This window comes from Stenotrophomonas sp. PS02301, from assembly GCF_029959485.1.
GTDB classification, from domain to species: Bacteria; Pseudomonadota; Gammaproteobacteria; order Xanthomonadales; family Xanthomonadaceae; genus Stenotrophomonas; species Stenotrophomonas maltophilia_Z.
In genome coordinates this window covers 20,752-45,833 of sequence record NZ_JASCOO010000026.1, presented here as the reverse complement: position 1 = coordinate 45,833, position 25,082 = coordinate 20,752, and the positions used below count along the sequence as shown (strand labels likewise).

21 protein-coding genes and 1 riboswitch are annotated in these 25,082 nt (G+C 66.1%); of the genes, 12 read left to right on the top strand and 9 right to left on the bottom strand.

Translation table 11 applies throughout. The features are described from left to right. Nucleotides 1-90: 90 nt before the first annotated feature. Nucleotides 91-309 (bottom strand): glutaredoxin family protein, encoded by a 219-nt coding sequence (locus tag QMX81_RS09050; RefSeq protein WP_121041188.1) that lies wholly within the window; start codon nucleotides 307-309, stop codon nucleotides 91-93. A 97-nt stretch (nucleotides 310-406) separates the two neighbouring features. Here QMX81_RS09050 and QMX81_RS09045 point away from each other — a divergent pair, with 97 nt between their 5' ends. Then, the gene (locus QMX81_RS09045; RefSeq protein ID WP_121038948.1) at nucleotides 407-1,789 is read left to right on the top strand and encodes an L-serine ammonia-lyase; all 1,383 of its coding nucleotides are present in this window, start codon (nucleotides 407-409) and stop codon (nucleotides 1,787-1,789) included. Between the two features lie 119 nt (nucleotides 1,790-1,908). After that, the gene (locus tag QMX81_RS09040; protein ID WP_282260759.1) at nucleotides 1,909-2,910 is read left to right on the top strand and encodes an alpha/beta hydrolase; all 1,002 of its coding nucleotides are present in this window, start codon (nucleotides 1,909-1,911) and stop codon (nucleotides 2,908-2,910) included. A 116-nt stretch (nucleotides 2,911-3,026) separates the two neighbouring features. Here the strand turns inward: QMX81_RS09040 and QMX81_RS09035 are convergent, their stop codons facing one another. The 3 genes from QMX81_RS09035 to QMX81_RS09025 are packed head-to-tail and all read right to left on the bottom strand — an operon-like array spanning nucleotide 3,027 to nucleotide 6,363. Next, nucleotides 3,027-4,094 (bottom strand): homoserine dehydrogenase, encoded by a 1,068-nt coding sequence (locus QMX81_RS09035; RefSeq protein WP_152151959.1) that lies wholly within the window; start codon nucleotides 4,092-4,094, stop codon nucleotides 3,027-3,029. Beyond that, entirely contained in the window at nucleotides 4,091-5,335 is a 1,245-nt protein-coding gene (locus QMX81_RS09030; protein WP_282260755.1) for an O-succinylhomoserine (thiol)-lyase, read from the bottom strand. The genes QMX81_RS09035 and QMX81_RS09030 overlap by 4 nt, the downstream gene beginning before the upstream one ends. After that, nucleotides 5,332-6,363 (bottom strand): homoserine O-succinyltransferase, encoded by a 1,032-nt coding sequence (locus tag QMX81_RS09025; RefSeq protein WP_282260753.1) that lies wholly within the window; start codon nucleotides 6,361-6,363, stop codon nucleotides 5,332-5,334. The genes QMX81_RS09030 and QMX81_RS09025 overlap by 4 nt, the downstream gene beginning before the upstream one ends. Nucleotides 6,364-6,441: 78 nt before the next feature. Continuing rightward, a riboswitch (SAM riboswitch) is annotated at nucleotides 6,442-6,562 on the bottom strand. Between the two features lie 150 nt (nucleotides 6,563-6,712). Here QMX81_RS09025 and QMX81_RS09020 point away from each other — a divergent pair. The 4 genes from QMX81_RS09020 to QMX81_RS09005 all read left to right on the top strand — a co-directional run bounded on the left by QMX81_RS09020 (nucleotide 6,713) and on the right by QMX81_RS09005 (nucleotide 12,387). Then, nucleotides 6,713-7,582: a M23 family metallopeptidase gene (locus tag QMX81_RS09020; RefSeq protein WP_282260768.1), complete on the top strand. Its 870-nt coding sequence runs from the start codon at nucleotides 6,713-6,715 to the stop codon at nucleotides 7,580-7,582. A gap of 75 nt (nucleotides 7,583-7,657) precedes the next feature. Beyond that, nucleotides 7,658-9,262 (top strand): peptide chain release factor 3, encoded by a 1,605-nt coding sequence (locus QMX81_RS09015; RefSeq protein WP_121038966.1) that lies wholly within the window; start codon nucleotides 7,658-7,660, stop codon nucleotides 9,260-9,262. A 100-nt stretch (nucleotides 9,263-9,362) separates the two neighbouring features. Next, on the top strand, nucleotides 9,363-10,004 hold the full coding sequence (locus QMX81_RS09010) for a hemolysin III family protein (RefSeq protein ID WP_172407499.1): 642 nt from the start codon (nucleotides 9,363-9,365) through the stop codon (nucleotides 10,002-10,004). 400 nt (nucleotides 10,005-10,404) lie between these two features. Beyond that, a complete protein-coding gene (locus QMX81_RS09005) occupies nucleotides 10,405-12,387 on the top strand; it encodes an AsmA family protein (protein WP_282260752.1) in 1,983 nt (660 codons plus the stop codon). A 78-nt stretch (nucleotides 12,388-12,465) separates the two neighbouring features. On the opposite strand, the gene QMX81_RS09000 is transcribed toward QMX81_RS09005, so the two are convergent. Genes QMX81_RS09000 through mtgA form a run of 3 tightly spaced genes read right to left on the bottom strand, consistent with a single transcriptional unit; the run spans nucleotide 12,466 to nucleotide 14,665 of the window. Then, nucleotides 12,466-12,897: a CBS domain-containing protein gene (locus QMX81_RS09000; RefSeq protein WP_088432945.1), complete on the bottom strand. Its 432-nt coding sequence runs from the start codon at nucleotides 12,895-12,897 to the stop codon at nucleotides 12,466-12,468. Then, the gene (locus tag QMX81_RS08995) at nucleotides 12,857-13,876 is read right to left on the bottom strand and encodes a glycosyltransferase family 2 protein (protein WP_282260751.1); all 1,020 of its coding nucleotides are present in this window, start codon (nucleotides 13,874-13,876) and stop codon (nucleotides 12,857-12,859) included. The genes QMX81_RS09000 and QMX81_RS08995 overlap by 41 nt, the downstream gene beginning before the upstream one ends. Nucleotides 13,877-13,915: 39 nt before the next feature. Then, nucleotides 13,916-14,665: a monofunctional biosynthetic peptidoglycan transglycosylase gene (gene mtgA / locus QMX81_RS08990; protein WP_282260749.1), complete on the bottom strand. Its 750-nt coding sequence runs from the start codon at nucleotides 14,663-14,665 to the stop codon at nucleotides 13,916-13,918. A 79-nt stretch (nucleotides 14,666-14,744) separates the two neighbouring features. Between mtgA and QMX81_RS08985 the strand changes: the two genes are divergently transcribed. From QMX81_RS08985 to QMX81_RS08975, 3 genes are all read left to right on the top strand, one after another. After that, nucleotides 14,745-15,641, top strand: a complete 897-nt coding sequence (locus QMX81_RS08985) for an Hsp33 family molecular chaperone HslO (RefSeq protein ID WP_121038977.1) — start codon at nucleotides 14,745-14,747, stop codon at nucleotides 15,639-15,641. 152 nt (nucleotides 15,642-15,793) lie between these two features. Beyond that, nucleotides 15,794-16,618 (top strand): hypothetical protein, encoded by an 825-nt coding sequence (locus tag QMX81_RS08980; RefSeq protein WP_183073752.1) that lies wholly within the window; start codon nucleotides 15,794-15,796, stop codon nucleotides 16,616-16,618. Between the two features lie 351 nt (nucleotides 16,619-16,969). Then, complete coding sequence (locus QMX81_RS08975) at nucleotides 16,970-19,819, top strand: TonB-dependent receptor (protein ID WP_121038983.1); 2,850 nt, start codon at nucleotides 16,970-16,972, stop codon at nucleotides 19,817-19,819. Nucleotides 19,820-19,959: 140 nt separating this feature from the next. On the opposite strand, the gene QMX81_RS08970 is transcribed toward QMX81_RS08975, so the two are convergent. Beyond that, nucleotides 19,960-20,562, bottom strand: a complete 603-nt coding sequence (locus tag QMX81_RS08970; RefSeq protein WP_019185113.1) for a TetR/AcrR family transcriptional regulator — start codon at nucleotides 20,560-20,562, stop codon at nucleotides 19,960-19,962. Nucleotides 20,563-20,701: 139 nt separating this feature from the next. On the opposite strand from QMX81_RS08970, the gene QMX81_RS08965 reads away from it, so the two are divergent. The 3 genes from QMX81_RS08965 (at nucleotide 20,702) to QMX81_RS08955 (ending at nucleotide 24,631) form a co-directional block, all read left to right on the top strand. Further along, nucleotides 20,702-21,622 carry an alpha/beta hydrolase gene (locus QMX81_RS08965; RefSeq protein WP_121038986.1) on the top strand — a complete coding sequence of 307 codons (921 nt, stop codon included), beginning with the start codon at nucleotides 20,702-20,704 and terminating at the stop codon, nucleotides 21,620-21,622. Then, nucleotides 21,619-24,096 (top strand): acyl-CoA dehydrogenase, encoded by a 2,478-nt coding sequence (locus tag QMX81_RS08960; protein ID WP_121038989.1) that lies wholly within the window; start codon nucleotides 21,619-21,621, stop codon nucleotides 24,094-24,096. Before QMX81_RS08965 ends, QMX81_RS08960 begins: the two co-directional genes overlap by 4 nt. Nucleotides 24,097-24,160: 64 nt before the next feature. After that, a complete protein-coding gene (locus QMX81_RS08955; RefSeq protein WP_121038992.1) occupies nucleotides 24,161-24,631 on the top strand; it encodes a hotdog fold domain-containing protein in 471 nt (156 codons plus the stop codon). A gap of 84 nt (nucleotides 24,632-24,715) precedes the next feature. Here QMX81_RS08955 and QMX81_RS08950 read toward each other — a convergent pair whose 3' ends face one another. Beyond that, entirely contained in the window at nucleotides 24,716-25,072 is a 357-nt protein-coding gene (locus tag QMX81_RS08950; RefSeq protein ID WP_121038995.1) for a DUF1304 domain-containing protein, read from the bottom strand. Between the last annotated feature and the right edge of the window lie 10 nt (nucleotides 25,073-25,082).

Sequence of the window (25,082 nt, the reverse complement as noted above, 5' to 3'; positions counted from 1 at the left end):
CTGGCCGGCTCCTCGCGCGATGATCGACTCCCGGGAGCCGGCCAGCGGCCGGCACTACCGCATACAGCACCGCCAAGCGACGCTTGCGTGTCAGCCGATCCAGGCCTCTACCGCTGCCACATCGAACGGCCAGTCCAGCTCGCGGCCCTGCGCATCGCGCAACACCGGCACCCGCAGCCCGTAGCGGGCCTCCAGCGCGGTGTCGTCATCGATGAACACACTGTCCAGATCGGCCACCCGGGCCTGCGCCAGCACCGTCAAGGCCTGGTCGCACAAATGGCAGTCATCACGCTGGTACAAGGTAAACACCGGCCCACCCACCTTGGAAAATGTTGCGCCGCACTCAAGGCTGGCGCCTGCGACAGCATAGAATAGTGCTCCATCCGATACCCGCAGTTTGGCAATCATGGCTGTCAGCACGTTCGACGTTTTCAAGATCGGCATTGGCCCGAGTTCTTCGCACACCGTGGGACCGATGAAGGCTGCCGAACGTTTCGTGCACCGCTGGCTGCTCGATCCGGGCCATCTGCAGGACGTGGTGCGCATCCGCGCCGATGTCTACGGCTCGCTGGCCCTGACCGGCCGTGGCCATGGCACCGACAAGGCCGTGCTGCTCGGACTGGAGGGCCAGCGCCCGAACCTGATCGATCCGGACATCATCCCCGAGACGCTCGAGCGCATCCGCAGCAGCAAGCGCATCCGCCTGATGGGGCAGCATGAGATCGCCTTCGACGAGAAGCGCGACCTGGGCCTGAACAAACGCCAGAAGCTGCCGTACCACACCAACGGCATGCGCTTCACCGCGTACGGCGCGGATGAGCAGGTGATCGCCACGCGCGATTACTACTCCGTCGGCGGCGGCTTCGTGGTCAACCAGGACGACGCGGCCGATGACCGCATCGTGCCCGATGAAACTCCGCTCCCCTACCCGTTCAAGAGCGGCGATGAGCTGCTCGCGCAGACCGCACGCAGTGGCCTGAGCATCGCCCAGATGATGTTCGAGAACGAGAAGTGCTGGCGCACCGAAGAGGAGATCCGCGACAGCCTGCGCGAGATCTGGAGTGCCATGCAGGCCTGCGTGGAGCGCGGCATCCGCCAGGAAGGTACCCTGCCCGGCGGCCTGCATGTCTCCCGCCGCGCGCCGGCGTTGTACCGCGAACTGTCCTCCAAACCGGAAGCGGCGATGCGCGACCCGTTGACCACGCTGGACTGGGTCAACCTGTACGCGCTGGCGGTGAACGAAGAAAACGCCGCCGGTGGCCGCGTGGTCACCGCCCCGACCAACGGCGCTGCCGGCGTACTGCCGGCCGTGCTGCATTATTTCGATCGCTTCTGCCCCGGCGCCAACGAACAGCGCGTGTTCGATTTCCTGCTGACCTCGGCGGCGATCGGCATTCTGTACAAGGAAAACGCCTCGATCTCCGGCGCCGAAGTCGGCTGCCAGGGCGAAGTGGGCGTGGCCTGCTCGATGGCGGCCGGCGGGCTGGTCGCTGCACTCGGCGGCAACCCGAGCCAGATCGAGAACGCCGCTGAAATCGGCATGGAACACAACCTCGGCCTGACCTGTGACCCGATCGGCGGGCTGGTGCAGATCCCCTGCATCGAGCGCAATGCAATGGGCGCGGTCAAGGCGATCAACGCCTCGCGCATGGCGATGCGTGGCGATGGCAAGCACAAGGTCTCGCTGGACAAGGTCATCAAGACCATGCGCGATACCGGCCGCGACATGCAGGACAAGTACAAGGAAACCAGCCGCGGCGGGCTGGCGGTCAACGTCATCGAGTGCTGATCGACCGTCCCCGGGGGTAGCGCCGGCCGTCGGTCGGCTGCCCCCCCCCCGGTCGCATCATCGGCACGCCTCCACGGCCGCTCCGGTACAGTCAGGGCTCCCCCGTTCCGGAGACCGCCATGCGCATCCTGGCTGCCGCCCTGCTTGCCTGCCTGCCGCTGACCACTTTGGCCGCCGACACCTACGGCCCGCGGCTGGAAGGCTTCGACTATCCGTATCCCGTGAAGATCTTCCGGTTCGCGTCCCAGCGCCAGCCGCTGGAGATGGCCTACATCGACGTCCCCGCCGGTGGCAAAGGCTTTGCCGGGACGGTCGTGCTGCTGCACGGCAAGAATTTCTGCGCAGCCACCTGGAAGTACACCATCGCGGCACTGAGCGCGGCCAGCTACCGGGTGATCGCGCCGGACCAGATCGGTTTCTGCAAATCGAGCAAGCCCGAGCGCTATCAATACTCGTTCGGTCAGTTGGCTGCCAATACCGAAGCGCTGCTGGAGCATCTGGGCTATGGCGAGGGCAAGCTGCACATCGTCGGCCATTCGATGGGCGGCATGCTGGCGGCACGTTTCGCACTGATGTATCCGCAGCGCACGATCAGCCTGTCGCTGGTCAACCCGATCGGACTGGAAGACTGGAAGGCCAAAGGCGTGCCATGGCGCAGCGTCGATGCCTGGTATGCAGGTGAGCTGAAAACTACCTTCGAGAGCATCAAGAAGTACCAGCTCGATGTGTACTACAACGGCCAGTGGAAGCCCGAGTACGAGCAGTGGGTGCGCATGCAGTCGCGCATGTACGACGGCCCTGGCAAACAGGCGGTGGCGTGGAGCCAGGCATTGACCTCGGACATGGTGTTCAACCAGCCGGTCGTCCATGAGCTGCCCAAGCTGACGGTGCCGACCACGTTGTTCATCGGCCAGACCGACCGCACTGCGATCGGTCGTGATCTGGCACCGCCGGCGCTGAAAGCGACGCTGGGCAACTACCCCGCCTTGGGCAAGGCAGCCGCCGCGGCGATCCCGGGCGCCACCCTGGTGAGTTTCGAAGACCTGGGCCACTCGCCGCAGGTGCAGGACCCCACCCGGTTCAACGCGGCACTGCTGAAGGCAATCTCACAACACGACTGACCTGCCCACCCGGTAGTGCCACGCCATGGCTGGCAGCGGCCGTCCTCAGCGTTCTCCGCCGACGCAGCCAGCCCACTCCTGGCGCTAGCGTGTGTCTTGATGGGATCGCGCGGCAATCAGCGCCGCACGATCGCCAGCACGTCGTCCAGCAACGCGGCGGCAGTGACCTCCGCCCCGGCACCCGGCCCCTGGATCAGCAGCGGCTGGGCGTGATACCGGTCGCTGTGGATCGCGACCCGATTGTCGGTCTGTGCCCCACCGGCCAGCGGATGGTCGCGCGGCAGGACGCGCAGGCCCACCGAAGCACCGTCGTGATCGAAGCCACCGACGAAGCGCAGGCAATCGCCTTGTTCGTTGGCCTGCTGCCAATACTGCTGCAGCGGTGCATCCAGCAGTGACAGTTGCGCCAACGCATCGGCCGGCGGCAACGCGGCGAGTACCTCCGGCACCAGCGAGGCGACCTGTACCTGCTCGGCACGCAACGCGATGCCGCTGGCCCGCGCCAGGATCAGCAGTTTGCGCCGGACATCTTCGCCGGACAGATCCACCCGCGGGTCCGGCTCGGTGTAGCCGGCCTCGGCCGCCTCCCGCACCCACGCAGAGAACGGACGCTGGCCATCGTAGTGATGGAACAACCACGCCAGCGAACCGGACAGCACGCCCTCCACGCGATGGATGCGGTCGCCGCCAGCGACCAGCGCGCGCAGGCTGCTCAGCAGCGGCAGGCCTGCGCCCACGGTGGCACTGTCGCCATAGCGCGCGTCACCCTGCTGGCCGCTGTCGGCGATGGCCTGCGCACGGGCCAACTGTGCGCCTTGGCCGAGCTTGTTGGCGGTCACCACGTGCACGCCCCGCGCCAGCCACTGTTCGTGCCAATTGGCGACCGCGTCACTGGCGGTTGCATCGACCACCACATCACCGCGCCGCAGGCCCTCGGCTTCCGCCCACGGCTGCAATGCGACCGCACCGCGCGCGGCCAGGTTGGCCTGCACGAGCTCATCGGCGGGGGTCTGTTCGCAGGCGCGCGCCGTGCGCGAGTTGGCCAGCCACGAGAACGAGGGCAGCGTGACGCCGCGATCCTGCAGGGCGGCGTACCGCTGCACGAAGGCGGTGCCGACCGTGCCGGTGCCGAGCAGGGCCAGCTTGCGGTGGGCCGCCAGCGGCAGGTTCAGCACGGCGCTCATGCATCCACCTGTTTACGGCGCTGCACGTCCCGGTGCTGGTCGATCACGACCTGCGCGCGCTCCAGCCCGGCCTGCAGATCGGCCACCAGGTCTTCCGGTGACTCGATACCGATCGACAGGCGCAGCAGCCCTTCGCTGATCCCGGCGTGCGCACGCGCTTCCGGGGTCATGGCCGCGTGGGTCATGGTCGCCGGATGCGCGACCAGGCTTTCCACGCCGCCCAGCGATTCGGCCAGGGTGAAGCAGCGCAGGCCATCCACGAAGGCGCGCACCGCCGCATGCGGATCCTCGCCCGGGCACGAGGCCAGTTCGAAGGACAGCATCGCGCCAAAGCCGCTCTGCTGACGGGCTGCGATGGCGTGGCCGGGGTGATCGGCCAGGCCCGGGTAGTACACGCTGGCGACTGCATCGCTGGCGGCCAGCAGCTCGACCACGGCCGCCGTGTTTTCCTGGTGTGCGCGCAAGCGTGCACCCAGCGTACGCAGGCCACGCAGGGTCAGGAAGGCATCGAACGGCGAACCGGTCAGGCCCAGCGCGTTGGCCCACCACACCAGCTGCTCGTGCACCGCCGGATCCCGCGCGATCACCGCCCCGCCGACCACATCGCTGTGACCGTTGATGTACTTGGTGGTGGAGTGCAGCACCACATCGGCACCGAAGCTGATCGGCTGCTGCAGCGCCGGGGACAGGAAGGTGTTGTCGACGACGACCTTGGCACCGGCCTTGTGCGCGGCATCGATGACGAAGCGCAGGTCGGTGATGCGCAGCAGCGGGTTGGACGGGGTTTCGATCAGCACCAGCGTCGGCGACTGCGCCAGCGCGTCGGCCAACGAGCGCGGGTCGGTCAGGTCGGCGGTGATCAGGCCGAAGTGGCCCTTCTTCGCCAATGCGTTGAACAGGCGCCAGCTGCCGCCGTACGCATCGTGCGGCACAACCAGCGTATCGCCGGGCTGCAGCAGCGCATTGAGCACCAGATTGATCGCGCCCATGCCGGTGGAGGTGATCACCCCGCCCGCGCCGCCTTCCAGTTCGGCCAGCGCTTCACCGAGCAGATCGCGGGTCGGGTTGCCGCTGCGCGTGTAGTCGTACTGGCGCTTGTTGCCGAAGCCATCGAAGCTGAAGTTGGAGGACAGCACGATCGGCGGGGTCACCGCGCCGTGGGCGGTGTCACGGTCGATGCCGGCACGCACGGCGGCGGTGACGCGGCTACAGGACGGCTCGGTACCAGCGGAACGGCTCATGCGGTTTCTCCGGGGGATCGAAAAGCGGTGGCGAGGATCGCGTCGATGCGATCGGTTTCTTTCAGGAAGGCGTCATGGCCATACGGCGAGCGCAGCACGCGCAGGCTGCCGCGCGGGCCCAGCCCCTCGACCAGGCCGACGCAGTCGGCCAGCGGGACCAGGCGATCGCCTTCCACAGCGACCACGACGGTCGGCACCTGGATGGCGGCCGGGTCGATGCGGTGCAGGTCGATCGATTCGGACAGGCGCAGATAAGCATCGACCGGGGTGCGGGCTACGTACTGCGCACCGGCCGCGTCCAGATAGTCCTCGGCGGCAACGCGCACGCGGCCATTGACCACTTCCGGCGCGGCATCGAAGCGCTCGCCGAATTCTTCCGGCGTGCGGTAGCTGAGCATGGCGAACTGGCGTGCCAGCGACAGCCCGTGGCTCTCGGCGCACTGCAGTTGACCCAGCGCGACCGCACGGCGCTGCAGCGCGCGCCAGGCTGCGGCATACGGGTGCGGGCGATGCGCACCGCTCACCGCGATCAGCTTCTGCACGCGCTGGCGGTGACGGATCGCGAACTGCTGGCCGACCAGCGCGCCGTAGGAGTAGCCAACGAAGCACTGCAGGCGGGCGATGCCGAGATGGTCGAGCAGCAACGCCAGCGCATCGGCCTGGTCGGCGGTATCGATCGGCAGATCGAGCGCGCCGTCGGCGCCGATGAAATCGAACGCCAGGATGCGCAGCGAGGCCGGATCCAGCGCGCGACCCGCGGCCACCAGGCCCTCGGCCCAGCCCTTTTCCGGGAACTCGGCATTGGCCGCCACATGGCGGTGCGCGGAGATACCGCCGGCCAGCACCACCACCGGCGCATCGGCACGGCCGACGCATTCGTAGCGCAGGCGTACCGGCCGCGGCCCGCCGTGACGCATCGACAGCACCGCCGCGATATCGCCGCGCACGGCGTTCAGCCCGGCGTCGACGGGGACGCTGAGCGGGGCGAGGGAGTCGGTGGCGGCAGGGGCGGCGGTGGCGAAGCTCATGGCGGTATCCAAAGTAGGAAAACGGCCATCGAGCTTTCGCGGAGCTCGCGTTCGAAGCGCACGCACGGTGCACGGTTCGAACCATCTTTCGGAAGACACCAACGGTCTCCGCAGGATTTGGCACCTACGCAGGTCGCTTTCGCGTCTGCGGGCTGCCCCGGCTTCAAAGGGCCTGTCCCTCTGCCGGTCTCGATGGTGGAGCCACGATGCCAGCGCTTCCGGCCCATGTCAATCCCTTCATCGGCATGAAGCGATATATATTCCAGATGATCATCAGTCGCGCATACTCCGGGATCCTCCCTGCCCGGCCGACGCCTTGCGCTGCCTACGTTTCACTGCCCTGACGCTGATGATGATCCCGGTGCTGAGCGCCTCGGCCGGCCCGGGTGCGAACTGGCGGGAGGGCTGGCAGGTCGATCGACCTGCCGCGTCCACCCCAGCGCAGCGGGCCGCTGGCGTGGACGCGCCCGCCCTGGCCGTGGTGGCCCTGGAAGGGGCTGGCGACCGCTGGCAGGCCCGGGTCGACAACCGCGTGGCCGGGCCGGTCCAGGTCGAACTGCGCCCCGCCGCCGGCGCCCCCGCGCTACCGGGGCTCCCCCTTCAGACGGTGGTCGCCGCAGGCGCCAGCATCGTGGTGACCCGCCTGCAGCCGCCGGCCGGCAGTACCACGATCCGCCTGGATCTGACGGCCGTTCCGGGCGACCCGGGCGCGCGCCCGCAGGACGTGACCTACCAGCTGCCGTTCGATGCCGCGCGCATCCAGGTCAGCCAGGCACCGTGGGGGCAGTTCAGTCACAGCGATACAGAGAACCGCGAGGCCATCGACTTCGCCCTGCCCGAGGGCACGCCGGTACTCGCCGCGCGCGCAGGAACCGTCATGCAGATCCAGGCCGGGTATGAGGGCCATGGGCAGGACCGGGACCACGATCTGGGCCGGGCCAACCTGGTGCGGGTGCTGCATGAGGACGGCAGCATGGCCCTGTATGCCCACCTGCAGCACCACGGCGTGCTGGTCCGCCCGGGCGAGCAGGTCCAGGCGGGGCAGCGCATCGGCCTATCGGGCAACACCGGCTACAGCGCCGCGCCCCATCTGCACTTCGCGGTCCAGGTCAATGCCGGGATGCGGCTGCGCTCGATCCCGGCACGGATCATGAGCCCGCAGGGCGAGCTGCGCTTCGCCCGCACCACGGGCGCGACCGGGGCCACCGCCCTGCCCTGACCCCGGCCACGCCCGCCCCCGCTATACTGGGCGGCTTATCTCCATGAAAAGCGCCCCGGGCGGGCGCGTCACGCCATGTCCGAAGTCGCTACCGAAGCTGCGCGCCGCCGCACCTTCGCCATCATTTCCCATCCTGACGCCGGCAAGACCACGTTGACCGAAAAGCTGCTGCTGTTCGGCGGTGCGATCCAGATGGCCGGTTCGGTCAAGGGCCGCAAGGCCGCGCGCCATGCGACCTCCGACTGGATGGCGCTGGAAAAGGAGCGCGGGATCTCGGTCACCTCCTCGGTGATGCAGTTCCCCTACGAAGGCAAGATCGTCAACCTGCTCGATACCCCCGGCCATGCCGACTTCGGCGAGGACACCTACCGCGTGCTTACCGCGGTGGACTCGGCGCTGATGGTGATCGACGTGGCCAAGGGCGTGGAAGAGCGCACCATCAAGCTGATGGAAGTCTGCCGGCTGCGCGACACGCCGATCATGACCTTCATCAACAAGCTCGACCGCGAGGGCAAGGAGCCGATCGATCTGCTGGATGAAGTGGAAAGCGTGCTCGGCATCCAGTGCGCGCCCGTCACCTGGCCAATCGGCATGGGCCAGCGCCTGAAGGGCGTGGTCCACCTGATCAGCGGTGAGGTGCACCTGTACGAACAGGGCCGCAACTTCACCCGCCAGGATTCGACCATCTTCCCCTCGATCGATTCGCCGGGGCTGGCCGAGAAGATCGGCGAGCGCATGCTGGCCGACCTGCGCGACGAACTGGAACTGGTGCAGGGCGCCAGCCATCCGTTCGACGTGGAGGCCTACCTGGCCGGCAAGCAGACGCCGGTGTTCTTCGGCTCGGGTGTGAACAACTTCGGCGTGCAGCCGCTGCTGGACTTCTTCGTCGAGCACGCGCCCTCGCCGCAGCCGCGCGCCACCACCGGCCGCGTCATCGCGCCGCAGGAAAACAAGCTGACCGGCTTCGTGTTCAAGATCCAGGCGAACATGGACCCGCAGCACCGCGACCGCGTGGCGTTCATGCGCGTGTGCTCGGGCCGTTTCGTGGCCGGCATGAAGACCTTCCATGTGCGCACCGGCAAGGAAATGAAGCTGGCCAATGCACTGACCTTCATGGCCAGCGACCGCGAGATCGCCGCCGAAGCGTGGCCGGGCGACGTGATCGGCATCCACAACCACGGCACGATCTCCATCGGTGACACCTTCACCGAAGGCGAAGCGGTCAGCTTCACCGGCATCCCGAACTTCGCCCCGGAACTGTTCCGTCGCGCACGCCTGCGCGATCCGCTCAAGCTCAAGCAGTTGCAGAAGGGATTGGCGCAGCTCTCCGAAGAGGGCGCGACGCAGTTCTTCCGCCCCCTGATGAGCAACGACCTGATCCTGGGCGCGGTGGGTGTGCTGCAGTTCGATGTGGCGGCGTATCGCCTGAAGGACGAGTACGGCGTGGAAGCGACCTTCGAGCCGGTCAGCGTGACCACGGCGCGCTGGGTCACCTGCAGCAACGAGAAGAAGCTGGAAGAGTTCCGCGAGAAGAACGCGGGCAACCTGAGCATCGATGCGGCCGGCCAGCTGGTGTACCTGGCACCGACGCGGGTCAACCTGCAGCTGGCGCAGGAGCGCGCGCCGGAGGTTCGCTTCGCGGCCACGCGCGAAGCCGCGCACAGCATCTCGGTCAGCTGATCGCTCGGCCGGTCTACCGGCTGAACAGGCGCGCGTGCATGCGCGCGCCATCGCGGCGATGATAGGGGGGAGCGGGCTCCCCCTCCCCGCACATCCGATCATCGCCATGACCTCTGTCGTTTCCGTTCGAGAAGAAATCGCCAGCGCCCTGACCCACGGGCTTGGCGCCGTCGCTGCACTGGCTGGCAGTGCGGTACTGATCACCTTGGCCGCCATCTATGGCGACGGCTGGCAGCTGGCCAGCGCGATCGTGTTCGGGGTGGCATTGCTGCTGTTGTATACGGCGTCCACGCTCTATCACGCGATCCAGCACCCGGTCGCCAAGGGCCGGTTGAAGGTGTTCGATCACTGTGCGATCTATCTGTTGATCGCCGGTACGTACACGCCGTTCACGCTGATCGGTCTGCGCGGGGGGCCGTGGGGCTGGGGCATGTTCACCGCGATCTGGGCGCTGGCGCTGTTCGGGGTGGTGTTCAAGCTGTTCTATACCGGCCGGTTCAAGCTGCTGTCGACGATCATCTATATCGCGATGGGCTGGATGGTGATGGTGGCGATCAAGCCGATGTGGCATTCGCTGGATGCGTGGACGCTGGGGTGGCTGTTGGCGGGCGGTGTGTTCTATACGTTGGGGACGGTGTTCTATCACCGGGAGTCGGTGCCGTATTCGCATGCGATCTGGCATCTGTTCGTGATCGGCGGGAGTGTGTGCCACTTCGTTGCGGTGACTGCGCAGATTCTCTGACTGCCCTGTTCCTGCCAGGTAAGAGCAACGGCAACGGCACCCGCAGTAGCAAGAACAACTGCAAGAGCGACTCGGGCGTCAGGAATGCGCCAGGCGGGGTCGGCACGGGTGGGTTGGCGGGACACGCCGTGAATCCATCCATGGAGGCTCATGTCGCGCCATCCATGGCGCTCATGGTCCCGCCAACCCACCCGCACCGCCCTGCTCACGGCTGGCTGGTGGCCTGGGAAGGTCAAGATCCTGGCTGGATCGGATGCCGAGACTTGCCTCACACGGGGACCGCGCCGCGCCTCCCGAAGGCGTCTACAACGGCGACCCCGATGGTCGACACGCCTCACCCTGACACTACCCTTACCAATGCTTCGCGTTGCCTGCACGATGCAAGGGCAACCATGGGGATGTGAATACTGTGCCCTCCCCTGTTCCGTCCGAGGCTCCTTCCCGTTCCCGCTGGCGCTGGCGTCGTCCTGGCAAGCGGGGGCAGCGGTGGTTGGCGATCCTGGTGTTTCTGTTCGCTGCGCTGCTGATCCTGATCGCGTTGTGGGATTGGAATTGGTTCAAGGGGCCGGTGGAACGGGCGGTGCAGGCCAAGACGGGGCGGGAGTTCCATATCAACGGGGATCTGGATGTCGATCTGGGCCGGGTGACGACGGTGCGGGGCGATGGGCTGACCTTTGCGAATGCGACGTGGGCCAAGCAGCCGCAGATGGCGACGGCGGATCGGGTGGAGATCGATGTGCGGGTGTGGCCGCTGCTGCGTGGGCAGGTACGGATTCCGGAGATCCGGTTGACGCGGCCGGATCTGTTGCTGGAAACGGCCCCGGAGAAGAATCAGCCGGGCAATTGGGATTTCCTGGGGCCGAGCGACGGTGATCCGCCGGTGCTGCAGCGGTTGTTGGTCGATGATGGGCGGCTGCAGTTCCGGGATGCGGCGGGCCGGACCGATGTGCTGGTGTCGCTCGACAGTGGCAAGCCACGCGACAAGGACAGTGGTCCGCCGCTGCTGGTGAAGGGCAAAGGGCGCTGGCAGGGTAATCCGTTCTCGCTGGCGGGCAATACCGAGTCGCCGCTGGAGCTGACCAATACCGGGCATCCGTTCCGCATCCATCTGGATGGGCGCGCCGGCAATACGCACGCGATCGCCAGTGGGACGTTGACCAATCCGTTCCAGTTGCGCGTGTTCGATCTGGAGTTGATGCTGAGCGGGCAGGACATGGAGGATCTGTTCCCGCTGATCGGCGTGGCGATTCCCTCCACCCCGCCCTACCGGCTCAAGGGTCGGTTGAAGCGCGACAATGCGATCTGGCGCTATGAGAATTTCACCGGTACCGCCGGTGACAGCGATCTGGGCGGGACCGCGCAGATCGATGTGAGCGGTGACCGGCCGTTCCTGACGGCCGATCTGGTCTCCAAACGGTTGGACTTCGACGATCTGGCCGGCTTCATCGGGGCACCGCCGAAGACCGGCGCGGGGGAGTCTGCCAACGCCGAGCAGAAGGCGAAGGCGGCCGCGCTGGCATCCAGTGCCAAGGTGCTGCCGGATACGCCGTACAACCTGTCCAAGCTGCGCGCGATGGATGCCGATGTGCGCTGGAAAGCGCAGCGGATCAATTCACCGGCACTGCCGCTGGATGACATGGATGCGCACCTCAAACTCAATGACGGGCTGCTGCGCCTGGAACCGCTGAACTTCGGTGTGGCCGGCGGTGATATCCGCAGCACGATCCGGATGGATGCCCGCAAGCAGGCTATTTCCACGCAGTTGCAGGCCACCATCCGCAACGTGCAGCTGGGCAAGCTGTTCCCCGATGCGACACTGGCCGAGCAGGCCTCCGGCGGCATCAGTGGTGAGGTCAAGCTGACCGGCCAGGGCAATTCCATCGCCGCCATGCTGGGCAGTTCCGATGGCACGGTGGCGGTCGGGATCGGCCGCGGCCATGTCGGGAACCTGATCATGGAACTGGCCGGGCTGGATGTGGCCGAATCGCTGAAATTTCTGTTCACCGGCGACAAGCAGATTCCGTTGCGCTGCGCATGGGGCGACTTCGGGGTCGACAACGGCGTGATGCAGTCGCGCTCGCTGGCCTTCGATACCACCGATACGCTCATCCTCGGCGAAGGCAAGGTGGACCTGAAGCAGGAGCAGCTGGACCTGCTGCTGCGCCCGCGCCCGAAGGACATGAGCATCCTGGCGCTGCGATCGCCGCTGCGCATCGGCGGTACCTTCAAGGATCCCTCGTTCCGGCCGGACTTCAAGGCGCTGGGCATCCGCGGGGCGATTGCGCTGGCATTGGGCAGCATCGCACCGCCTGCCGCCCTGTTGGCAACGATCGAAACCGGCCCGGGCGAAGACAGCAACTGCGGTGGCCGCTATGCCAAATAAGCGCAGGGCCTCGTCAGCGCGACGCCTCGCGCGCCGGGCCGACGCAGCGTCGGCCCGCCCGCCGGGACCCAGCGCTGCTCAGCCGGCGACGATGTACTGCTGCAGCTGATCCAGTTTCTGCGCCTGTTCGTCGATCACCGACTTGACCAGGTCGCCGATGGAAATGACGCCGAGGACCCCGTTCGCATCGACCACCGGAAGATGGCGGATGCGGTAATCGGTGACCAGCTGCAGGCAGTGCTCCACCTGCTCGCCAGGCGCGACGGTCACCACCTTCGGGGTCATGATCTCGCGGACTTCGGTCGTTCGCGAGGAGCGCTCGTGCAGCACGATCTTCCGCGCGTAATCGCGCTCGGAAAGGATGCCGACCAGTTGCCGGCCTTCCATCACCAACACCGCGCCGATGCCTTTTTCGGCCATCAACCGGATCGCATCGATCACCGCCGAGGACGGGGTGACGGCGAATACCTCAGGGGACTTGCCTTCCAACAGCTGTCGTACCGTGGTCATCTCGCTGCTCTCCACCGATGGGATGCACGGCCGAGTCTGCCACGAACGGGACCTGCCAGGTGTCAATCAGGTACAGCGGGCGCTGTTTGGATTCCTCGTACAGCCGCCCCAGGTATTCACCGATCAGGCCCAGCGCGATCAGCTGTATGCCGCCCAGGAACAGGATCACGGCCATCATCGTCGGCCAGCCGGCGACGCGGTCACCGTACAGCGCCGCCTTGAGCACCACCACCATCGCGAACAGGAACGCGAAGCTCGCCGCGGCCAGGCCCAGGTAGGTGGTCACCCGCAGCGGTGCGGTCGAGAATCCGGTGATGCCTTCGAGGGCGAAATTCCATAGCCGCCAGAAGCCGAATTTGCTCTCGCCGATCAGCCGTGCATGGCGGTGGTAAGGCAGCGCTTTGCGGCGGAAGCCCACCCAGCCGAACAGCCCCTTCATGAACCGGTGGCGCTCACGCAACTGGCCCAGCGCCTGCAGCGCGCGGGGCGACAGCAACCGGAAATCGCCGGTATCGGCCGGGATCGGGGTCTTGGACAGGCGTCCGATCACCCGGTAGAACGCCTTGGCGGTGGAGCGCTTGAGCCAGCTTTCCCCATCGCGCACCAGGCGCGTGCCGTACACGTTGTCATAGCCCTGCTGCCACAACGCGACGAACTCGGGAATCAGCTCCGGCGGATCCTGGCCATCGGCATCGAGGATCATCACCGCGCCGTCGTCGACGACATCGAGTCCAGCCGTAAGCGCGGCTTCCTTGCCGAAATTCCGCGACAGGCGCAGCGCGCCGACGCAGGGATCGGCCTCGGCCAATCCCTGCATGACGGCCCAGGTGGTGTCGGTACTGCCGTCGTCCACATACACCACGCGGCCATCGATGCCCTCCAGCGTATCGAGCACCGCCCGCAACCGCGGGTGCAGCATCGGGAGCGCGAGCGCTTCATTGTGGGCGGCGACGACGACCGTCAGGCGTGGGCTGTTCATGCGGCGATTGTAGCGTCAGCCAATCACGTACATGAACGCTCACTCGTCGCTGAGGTACGCCCCACCGCCGAGCTGCCGCGCCTGCCGCTGGATCCACGCCGCGCGGCGCTGCACATACGGGCCAGGCTTGGCGGCACTGTAACGGCGGGGCGATGGCAGCACCGCAGCAAGCCGTGCGCTTTCAGCCGGGCTCAGGCGTGAGGCGTCCTTGTTCCAATACTGCCGCGACGCCGCCTGCGCGCCATAGATGCCGTCGCCGAACTCGGCGATGTTGGCGTACATCTCCAGGATCCGCGACTTCGGCCACAGCGCTTCGATCAGGACCGTGTACCAGACCTCCAGCCCCTTCCGGATCCAGCTGCGGCCCTGCCACAGGAACAGGTTCTTGGCGACCTGCTGGCTGATTGTGCTGGCCCCGCGCAGGCGGCCCCCGCGCGCATTGTGATCCCGGGCCTTCTCGATCGCCTGCAGGTCGAAGCCGTTGTGTTCCGGGAAGCGCTGGTCCTCGGCGGCCACCAGCGAGATCGGCAGGCTCGGCGCCATCTGGTCCAGGTCGCGCCACTGGTAGTGCAGCCGGTAGCTCCAATCGCCCTCCCCCAACGCTTCGCCGTAGCGCCACAGCATCACGCTGGATACGGGGGGGTCGATGAAACGCAGGGCCAGCACCTGCAGCACGCTGAAGCCGACAAACAGTACCGGCAGCCACAGCAGCCGCTTCCAGTGCCGGCGGCGGGGACGTGACGGTTCCAGGTCCGGCTCGACCTTGAGGTTGCTGCGCTCTGCCCCCATTACTGGTGCATCCTTTACTTGCACGGTTGTCGGCGCATTATCCGGCAACCGGCACTCCTTTCGCGCAGCCACCGAACCGATGACCGCCCAATCCGACTCCCTTGTCCGTTTCCTGCTCCCCGATGCCGGCGTCCGCGGCGTGCACGTGCACCTTGATGACACCTGGCGGGAGATCCTGTCGCACGCGGTCTATCCGCCCGGCGCCGCTGAACTGCTCGGCGAGGCCAGCGTGGCCTCGGCGCTGTTCACCGGCCACACCAAGGTCGATGGCCGCCTGTCGATCCAGCTGCGCAGCAACACCGCGATGCGCACCCTGTTCGCCGAGTGCACCGCGGCCGGCACGCTGCGCGGCATCGTCCAGCTGGCCGACGGCGGCGGCGACGCGCCGCGCGACCTGACCGCGCTGGGCGAGGATGCGCTGCTGGCGATCACCATCGAAAACCCGGGCCTGGACCCGCGCGAACCGCAGCGCTACCAGAGCCTGGTCGGTCTGACCGCAGCCGGTCTGGACGAAGCCTTCGAAGATTATTTCCGCCAGTCCGAACAGCTGCCCACCCGCCTGCTGCTGGCCGCCGACGGCACCCGCGCCGCAGGCCTGCTGCTGCAGAAGCTGCCGGGCGATGAAGGCGATCAGGACGGCTGGTCGCGTGCCAGCGCGCTGTTCGAGACCCTGGGCAAGCAGGAACTGCTGGAGGTGCCGGGCCATGACCTGCTGCACCGCCTGTTCCATGAAGAGACGCCGGAACTGCTCGGCGACAAGGCCCTGCGCTTTGCCTGTTCGTGCTCGCGCGAGCGGGTCGAAGGCATGCTGCAGTCCATTGGCGAAGAGGAGGCCCGGGCCGCCGCCGAGCCTACGGGCGCGGTCGAAGTGCGTTGCGAATTCTGCGGGCAGGAGTATCACTTTCCCTTGACGGAATTCGACATACTGTTCCGCGAGATGGACGTATCTTCGCCGGCACCTGAACGGCTTCAGTAATTTTGCTACGAGTTTTGTTCTGGGGAGAACCAAGACTTGTTAAGAAATCATAAACGCCCTAGGATCAATCTCCCGCTTCGGCGGGAACTTGTGTTCACCGCGCTTGTCTGAGAGTTCCCATGCATTCCCTTCTGCGTCTACCGCTGGCCCTGATGATCGCCCTAGGCGCGATCTCGGGCGCGCATGCGCAGGCCAAGGGCAAGCAGGACGGCACCGTGCTGCCGGTCTGGAACAAGGGCAGCGGCAAGGTCGAGGCGCTGCTCTACCTGGAGCCGACCGGCGAACAGGCCGTTGGTGCCCGTTGGCACTTCGGGCGCAGCTCGCTGGATGCGGCCTTCGGCCTGTCCTCGGGTGACTCTCTGGGGCTGCTGTGCAACAGCAGCCGCGGCACCAGCATCAGCGGATTGGCCAGTCACTGCATGCTGGCGACGCTGGGCGATGAGGAGGACAACACGCTCAGCCGCCGCGTCAGTGGCACCGCCGCGTTCAACCGCCCCGGTGGCCGCGTGGGCATCACCGCCGGCAGCGGCCGCGACACTTTACCCGCCTGGCTGGCTGGCCCCAACAAATCCCCATCGCTGCGCGCCGAACAGAACGATCTGACTGTTTTCGGGCAGAAGAACATCGGCCGTGAGGGCTTCGTCTCGATCGGTGGCACCTACGCCAAAGCGCGACTGGTCCCCATCGCGGATGCCTCACCGGCGATCGTCGACCGCTGGGACAGCAAAAGCCTCACCATCGGCGCCGGCTATGGCAACTTCAGCGGCAACATCATTGGCCGTGTGGTCGATGTACCCGGCCAGCCCGGGAAGTGGGAAGGCCTGGGCGTCGGCCTGACCTGGCGCACCCCGTGGAGCGGCCAGCTCACCGTCGGTGCCGAAAACGTGGTCACCCGTGGCAAGAATCCGTTCGCCCCGCGCAACGAGAGCACCGACGAAGGCACCGTGCCCTACGTGCGGTACGAGCAGGATCTCTGACCTGTCTTTGCGACGACCCGTCAATACACGTGATCCAAAGGGCGCCTCCATGAGGCGCCCTTTTTCATTTGGGCTGCCTGTCAAGGGCGCGCACGGCCCATTCAGGGTGAATTTTTTTTAACAAAAATCTTAACAAATGAGACTGTTTAGGCTGTAGATATCGCTTAAAGCCTTACACCGCAAAGGCTTTGCCGAATTTCACCTAAATCACATGGAACATTAACGGCTCTTTAATTTTTAGTTGCACGTGGTTACTATCGAGTCAGCTTCACGGATTGGGAACGCCTTTCGTCCCCGCGCTGAAGCCCATCCCAACACGTTGCACCCAAGTCAACTTGGAGAGAGAGCCCAATGAACCGCAACAGCAACAAACTGCGCGACGCCGTCGTCCTCGCGCTGATCGCCAGCGCTGCCGGCACCGGCAGCGCCGTCGCTCAGGAAACCACTGGCACCACCAACCTGGACCGTATCTCGGTCACCGGTTCGCGCATCCGCCAGGTTGACGTGGAAACCGCCCAGCCGGTCCTGACCATCACCCGCGCAGACATCCAGAACCAGGGCTTCAGCTCGGTCGCGGACATCCTGCAGAACATCTCTGCCGCGGGCAGCCCGTCGTTCAGCCGCGCCTCGCCGCTGACCTCCAACCAGGAAGCCGGTGGTTCGTACATCGATCTGCGCAACCTGGGCCCGCAGCGTACGCTGGTGCTGGTCAACGGCAAGCGTCTGGGCATTTCGCCGGACGGCTTCCAGGACGTCTCGACCATCCCGACCGTCATCGTTGAGCGCATCGACGTCCTGAAGGACGGCGCCTCGTCGATCTACGGCTCCGATGCCATGGCCGGCGTGATCAACATCATCACCCGCAAGAACTTCGACGGTGCTGAAGCCAACTTCTACACCGGCCAGTACAGCCAGGGCGACGGCAAGAAGGAAACCGCTGATTTCATGGTCGGCTTCTCCGGCGATCGCGGTTCGGTCACCGTCGGTGCCGAGTACCACAAGGAAGAGGGCGTCTGGGCGAAGGATCGTCCGTTCAGCCTGGACACCTACCCGGGCGTCGGTGACGGTGGCGCTTACTCCGTCGTCGGCCAGTGGGGTAACTGGCGTCGCGGCACCACCGGCGCTTGGCAGGCACCGAACCGTGGCGGCACCGCCCTGGGCGCGAGCCAGTTCCATGACCAGAACGCCGATGACCGCAGCCGTTCGACGGAGCAGATGCACCTGCTGACGCCGCTGGAGCGCCGTTCGCTGTACGTCAACACCAACTACGACATCACCGACAACGTCCGCTTCACCAGCGACCTGTCCTACACCAAGCGTGAGTCGAACCGTCAGATCGCAGGCTACCCGCTGCAGTCGCAGGCCGCCGGCGTGAACACCCCGATGTCGGCGCTGAGCGCCTTCAACCCGACCGGTGGCGCTTCGGCCGTCAACTGGCGCCGTCGTGGTTGGGAAGTGCCGCGTACCACCGATACCGACATGACGACCTGGCGCTTCACCGCGTCGCTGGAAGGCGCGTTCGAGATTGGTGACCGGTACTTCAACTGGGATGCCGGCTACCTGTACAACGAAAACAACGTCAACATCACCAACAACGGCAACTTCTACATCCCGGCCGTGCGCAATGCGGTGGGCCCGTCGCGCGTCAATGCGCAGGGGCAGCTGGAGTGCTACACGCCCGCAACGGGCACCTCGCCCGCCGCGGCGATCCCGGGCTGCGTGCCGTGGAATCCCTTCGCGGGCTTCGGCACCGGCGCGGTTGCCAATTCGCTGGCTGATCCGAACGTTCAAAAGTACCTCTACCGTGAGGAACATGCGACCGGCAAGACCACCACGAACAACTACTTCGCCAACCTGTCGGGTACCATCGTCCCGCTGCCGGCCGGCGACCTGGGCTTCGCGGTCGGCTACGAGTACCGCAAGGAGGATGGCAACTTCCGTCCGGATGCCATCGCCCAGTCGGGCGACTCGACCAACCTGGCCTCGGGCCCGACCCAAGGCTCCTACGCGGTCGACGAGTTCTACCTGGAACTGAACATCCCGATCCTGGCCGACCTTGCCTTCGCCAAGGAACTGACGCTGGACGTGGCTACCCGCTACTCCGACTTCAACACCTTCGGTGACACGGTCAACAACAAGTTCGGCCTGAAGTGGCGTCCGATCGACGACCTGCTGGTCCGGGCCACCTATGCCGAGGGCTTCCGCGCCCCGACCATCGGTGACCTCTACGGCGGCGGTTCGCAGACCTTCGTGACCAGCTTCGTCGATCCGTGCGACAGCGTCTATGGCAGCGTCGGCGGCAGCCCGCAGTGCTTGGCCGCCGTCGGCCCGGGTTACCGTCAGCTGCAGCAGGGCTTCATCCCGACCGTCGGCTCGGCAGCACAGAGCCCGGTGCCGTTCGTTTCGGGCTCCAACCCGCTGCTGACCCCGGAAAGTTCGGAGTCCAAGACCGTCGGTTTCGTATACAGCCCGAGCTACGTCAGTGGCCTGAGCGTGGGCGTCGACTGGTGGAACATCCGCATCGACAACACCATCGTCTCGGACAGCGCCAACACGATCCTGCGCGACTGCTATGTCAACCAGGTCACCTCGCGTTGCGCACTGTTCCAGCGTGATCCGTCGCTGGGCAACATCGTCGGCACCCTGGTCTACGGCAACCGCAATGCCGGCTATACCGAAACCGAAGGTTTCGATATCGACGTCAACTATGCTCTGGACACCGACTACGGTCGCGTCAGCGCCAAGTGGGCCACCACCTACGTCAGCAAGTACGAGACGAAGACCACCAACGAAGCTGACACCGTGCCGAATCAGGCCAACGGCTACGGCAGCACCTTCCGGATCCGCTCCAACTTCAACCTGGGCTGGAGCCTGAATGACTGGTCGGTGAACTGGGGCCTGCGCTACTTCTCCGGCACCAAGGAACCGTGCTACTTCGATGATCGCTGCAACCTGCCGGACTTCTCGGCACCGGAAACGCAGGGCAACATCGATCCGCAGAACCGTACCGGCGCAGTGACCTTCCACGACCTGCAGGTGTCCTACGCAGCTCCGTGGAACGCCAGCATCTCCGTCGGCGCCAACAACGTGTTCAACAAGGTCGGCCCGGCAATGTATGCGCAGCCGAATTCCAGCTTCTCCTACTACGGCGGCTTCGACATCGGTCGCTTCGTCTACCTGAAGTACAACCAGAAGTTCTGATCGATCCACTGATCAACAACGTCTGATGCAACGGCCCCGAAAGGGGCCGTTGTTTTTTGTGCTGGTGCGCGTGGCCAGCAAACGGCACGCATGGAAAAGGCCGCGTTTCCGCGGCCTTCTGCATGCCTGTCACGGGCCGGTCAACCGAGCGGAATCAACGTCTCGATCACGTGCTCCACATAGGCCTCGAAATCTTCGCGGGCCTGCTTGGGCTGCTGCAGCTGCAGCGACAGCTGGAGGAAGCCGACATAGGCCGCGTAGGCCAGTCGCGCGCGGTGTTGCGCATCCGTCCGGCTCAGCCCCGCCTGGCGGAACGAGGCGACCAGATACTCCAGGCGACGATGCGAGACCCGGTCGATGACCGGACGCACCATCGGGTGGTCCAGCGCCTTGAGCAGTTCGCTGTAGATGATGTGCGGCTGCACCTCATGCGCCACCACCTGGAACAGCTGGCGCAGGCGCACGCGCGGATCGGTCACGTCGGCCAGGCTGCCGAACACCTGCTCCTGTTCGAACAGCTCCCAGCGCTCCAGCGCGGCCTGCAGCAACGCATCGCGCGAGGGGAAGTGCCAGTAGAAGCTGCCTTTGGTGACACCCAGGCGCCGCGCCAGCGGTTCCACCGCGACCGCGCCCACGCCTTGTTCGGCAATCAGATCCAGTGCGGCCTGGGCCCAGTCTTCAGCACTGAGGCGGCTGTTGCGGCCGGCACGTGGCTCGCCGGCGGAAGCTTCGGGTTCATTCATAGGTGGATTTAACCATACGCCGGGGTTGGTTGCAGTACGTCAATGTGCTCATGGGGGCCTGGAGCCTCGCCGCACAAGGGATGTGCCCACCATACCCCCAAGTATTGACATCGCACAGGGCAGGTCCATACTAGCGAGTATGGTCACTCCTTCTTCTACTCTGCCCCGTTTTGACGATGAGCGACTGACCGGCGCGCACAACGCCGTGCTGGCCGCCACCCGGTCGGGTCCGGGGCGTCGCGGCACCGTGCTGTTCGCCCACGGCTTCGGCCAGACCCGGCATGCCTGGCAGGCCACCGCCTCCGCGCTGGTCGGCGCCGGTTACCAGACCCTGTCCTACGACGCACGCGGCCATGGCGATTCAGACTGGAATCCGGCCGAACGCCCTTACCACGGCGAACAGTTCGCCGATGATCTGATCGTGCTGGCCGGCGAGCAGGCGCAGCCGCCGATCCTGATCGCCGCCTCGATGGGCGGCCTGTTCGGCCTGCTCGCCGAGTCGCGCTGGCCGGGCCTGTTCTCGGCGATGGTGCTGGTGGACATCACCCCGCGCTGGGATACCGCCGGCGTCGAAAAGATCCTGATGTTCATGACCGCGCACCCGGACGGCTTCGCCTCGCTGTCGCAGGCGGCCGATGTGATCTCCGCCTACGTGCCGCACCGCCCGCGCAAGTCGGACGATTCCCTGCGCGCGTTGCTGCGCGAGGACGGTCACGGCCGCTGGCGCTGGCATTGGGACCCGCGTCTGGTCGCCGAGCTGGCCCGTGACAGTGAACACCACCAGGACGCGCTCGCCGAGGCGGCGCGCCAGGTGAAATGTCCCTTGCTGCTGGTGAGCGGCGGCCGCAGCACCCTGGTCACCCCGCAGACGGTGGCCGAGTTCCTTGCGTTGGTGCCACATGCACGCCACGTGCAGCTGCCGGAGGCCACGCATATGGTCGCCGGTGATGACAACAACGCCTTTACCGCTACTGTGTTGGACTATCTGGACGTATTGCCCTCGGCCTCCGCCGTCGCATCGTCCGCCATTACCGAGCACGTCACCGGAGCACGCTCATGAGCATTGTCGTTCCCTTCCTCGTCGTCCTGTTGGCAGGTGCGTTCGTCGCCTACCACCGGATGCGCCTGATCACCTGGACGATCATCAGCCTCGTGCTGCTGGCCGCCTGCTGGTTCATCCCGTACGTCAACCAGACCGCCACGATCGTGGCTGCGGCCATCGTCGCCGTCATCGCCGTGCCGCTGCTGCTGCCCTTCATCCGCAAGCCGCTGCTGACCGCGCCGATGATGAAGGTGTTCCGCAAGGTGCTGCCGCCGCTGTCGCAGACCGAGCGCATCGCGCTGGAAACCGGCTCGGTCGGTTTCGAAGGCGAGCTGTTCACCGGCGATCCGGACTGGAACATCCTGCTGAACTACCCCAAGCCGCAGCTCACTGCGGAGGAACAGGCGTTCCTGGACGGCCCGGTCGAAGAGCTCTGCAAAATGGTCAACGACTGGGAAATCACCCACGTCTACGCCGACCTGCCGCCAGAGCTGTGGAGCTTCATCAAGAAGAACAAGTTCTTCGGCATGATCATTCCGAAGGAATACGGCGGCCTGGGCTTCAGCGCGCTGGCCCACCACAAGGTGATCCAGAAGCTGGCCTCGGTGTCGAGCGTGGTCAGCTCCACCGTCGGCGTGCCCAACTCGCTGGGCCCGGGTGAACTGCTCAACCATTACGGCACCCAGGAACAGAAAGACCAGTACCTGCCGCGCCTGGCCGATGGCCGTGAAGTGCCCTGCTTCGGCCTGACCGGTCCGTTCGCCGGCTCGGACGCCACCTCGATTCCCGATTACGGCATCGTCTGCAAGGGCGAGTGGAACGGCGAGCAGGTGCTCGGCGTCAAGCTCACCTTCGACAAGCGTTACATCACCCTGGCGCCGGTAGCCACGCTGATCGGCCTGGCCTTCCGCATGTACGACCCGGATGGCCTGATCGGCACCACCCGCGACATCGGCATCACCCTGGCGCTGCTGCCGCGTGACACCGCCGGCGTGGAAATCGGCCGCCGCCACTTCCCGCTCAACTCGACCTTCCAGAACGGCCCGATCCGCGGCAAGGATGTGTTCATCCCGCTGACCCAGCTGATCGGCGGCGCCGAGAAGGCCGGCAAGGGCTGGAACATGCTCAACGAGTGTCTGGCCGTGGGCCGCTCGATCACCCTGCCCTCCACCGCCAGTGGCGGTGCCAAGGCCGGCGCCGTGGTGACCGGTGCCTACGCGCGCATCCGCAAGCAGTTCGGCCTGTCGGTCGGCCGCTTCGAGGGCGTGGAAGAAGCGCTGGCCCGCATCGGTGGCAAGGCCTACGCGATCAGCGCGCTGTGCCAGGCAACGGCCGCTGCGGTGGACCGCGGCGACGTGCCGTCGGTGCCGTCGGCCATCGCCAAGTACCACTGCACCACCATGAGCCGTGAAGTGATCTCGGACGTGATGGATGTGATCGGCGGCAAGGGCATCATCCTGGGGCCGCGCAACTTCGCCGGCCGCAGTTGGCAGGCCGCGCCGATCGCGATCACGGTCGAGGGTGCCAACATCATGACCCGCAGCCTGCTGATCTTCGGCCAGGGTGCGATCCTGTGCCACCCGTGGGTGTTGAAGGAAATGAAGGCCGCGCAGGATCCGGACACCCGTGCCGGGCTGCAGGAATTCGACCGCAGCCTGTTCGGCCACATCCGCTACGGCATCTCCAACGCCGTGCGTTCGTTCTGGTTCGGCCTGACCGGTGCCCGTTTCGGTGCCGCCCCGGGCGATGCCTACACCCGCCGCTACTTCCGGAAGCTGGACCGTTACTCGGCCAACCTGGCGCTGATGGCCGACATCTCGATGATGACGCTGGGCGGCAAGCTGAAGTTCAAGGAATCGCTGTCCGGCCGCCTGGGCGATGTGCTGAGCCACATCTACATGACCAGCGCCATGCTCAAGCGTTACCACGACGAAGGCGCCCCGGCCGCCGACCAGCCGTTGCTGGCCTGGGCCTTCCATGACAGCGTGCACAAGATCGAAGAGTCGCTGTCGGCCGCGCTGCGCAACTTCCCGGTGCGTCCGATCGGCTGGCTGATGTGGGCGCTGATCTTCCCGTTCGGCCGCCGTGCCGAGGCCCCGGGCGACCGCCTGGGCCACCGCGTGGCCGCACTGCTGATGGCACCCAACGAAGCCCGCGACCGTCTGGCCAATGGCGTGTTCCTGACCCCGTGCGAGAACAACCCGGGTGGCCGCATCAACAGCTACCTGTCCAAGGCGATCATGGCCGAGCCGGTGGAGCGCAAGTTCATCAAGGCACTCAAGACCAAGGGCATCGAAGCGCTGGACTTCGTTACCCAGCTGGACGAAGCCGTGGCCGAAGGCGTGATCACCCAGGACGAGCGCACCCTGCTCGAAGAGCTGCGCACGCTCACCCTGGAAACGATCACCGTGGACGACTTCGATCCGGAGGAACTGCGCTCGGCGGGCTACTACAAGCGCCAGCAGAAGGACGCGCAGTCGCAGGCCGCGTGATCACGGCCACCATGTAAACGACAACGGCGGACTTCGGTCCGCCGTTTCTTTAGGGAGACCCCCGATGTCCGCTCCACTGCTCACGCTCTACCGCCGCATACAGCGCTGGCCTGCCGGCACCTGGCTGTTCTCGCGCGCGGTGTGCGTCAAGGCGCCCTACTTCGCCAGCATCGCCCCGCGCATCACCCTGCTCGAGCCGGGCCGCTGCGAAGGCCGCATCGCGCACCGGCGCAAGGTCACCAACCACATCGGCACGGTGCACGCGATCGCGCTGTGCAACCTGGCCGAACTCACCGCCGGGCTGATGGTGGATGCCTCGCTGCCCAAGGGCATGCGCTGGATCCCGAAGGGCATGGAGGTGCAGTACCTGGCCAAGGCGACCGGCACGCAGCATGCCGTGGCCACGCCGGAGCAGCCGATCGTGGCGGCCGAGACCGGCTACGCGCTGCCGGTGAAGGTGCAGGTGCGCGATGACGCCGGCACGGCCGTGTTCGAGGCGCGGATCGCCATGTGGGTGTCGCCGGTCAAACGTTGATCGTTGGCGCAGCCACCCATGGGTGGCTCTACATCCAATCCGTCTGTCGCAGGGTAGCGCCACGCCATGCGTGGCTGGCGCCTGTCAGGCCGGCACCATCCACCACGCGGCCACAGCCAGGATCGCCGGCACAGCCTGGATGAAGAAGATCCGCTTGTTCACGCTGTACGCGCCATAGCAGCCGGCCACGATCACGCAGCCCAGCATGAAGTTGACCAGCATCGGCAGGTGATCGAACAGGCCCCAGAACAGGCCGGCGGCAAGGAAGCCGTTGTACAGCCCTTGATTGGCCGCCAGCACCCGCGTGGCCTGCGCCTTTTCCGGCGTATTGCGGAAGGTCTTCAGGCCCAGCGGCTTGGTCCACAGGAACATTTCCAGGACCAGGAAATACACGTGCAGCAGGGCGACCAGCAGGGTCAACGACAGCGCGATCCAATACATGGGCTCAGGT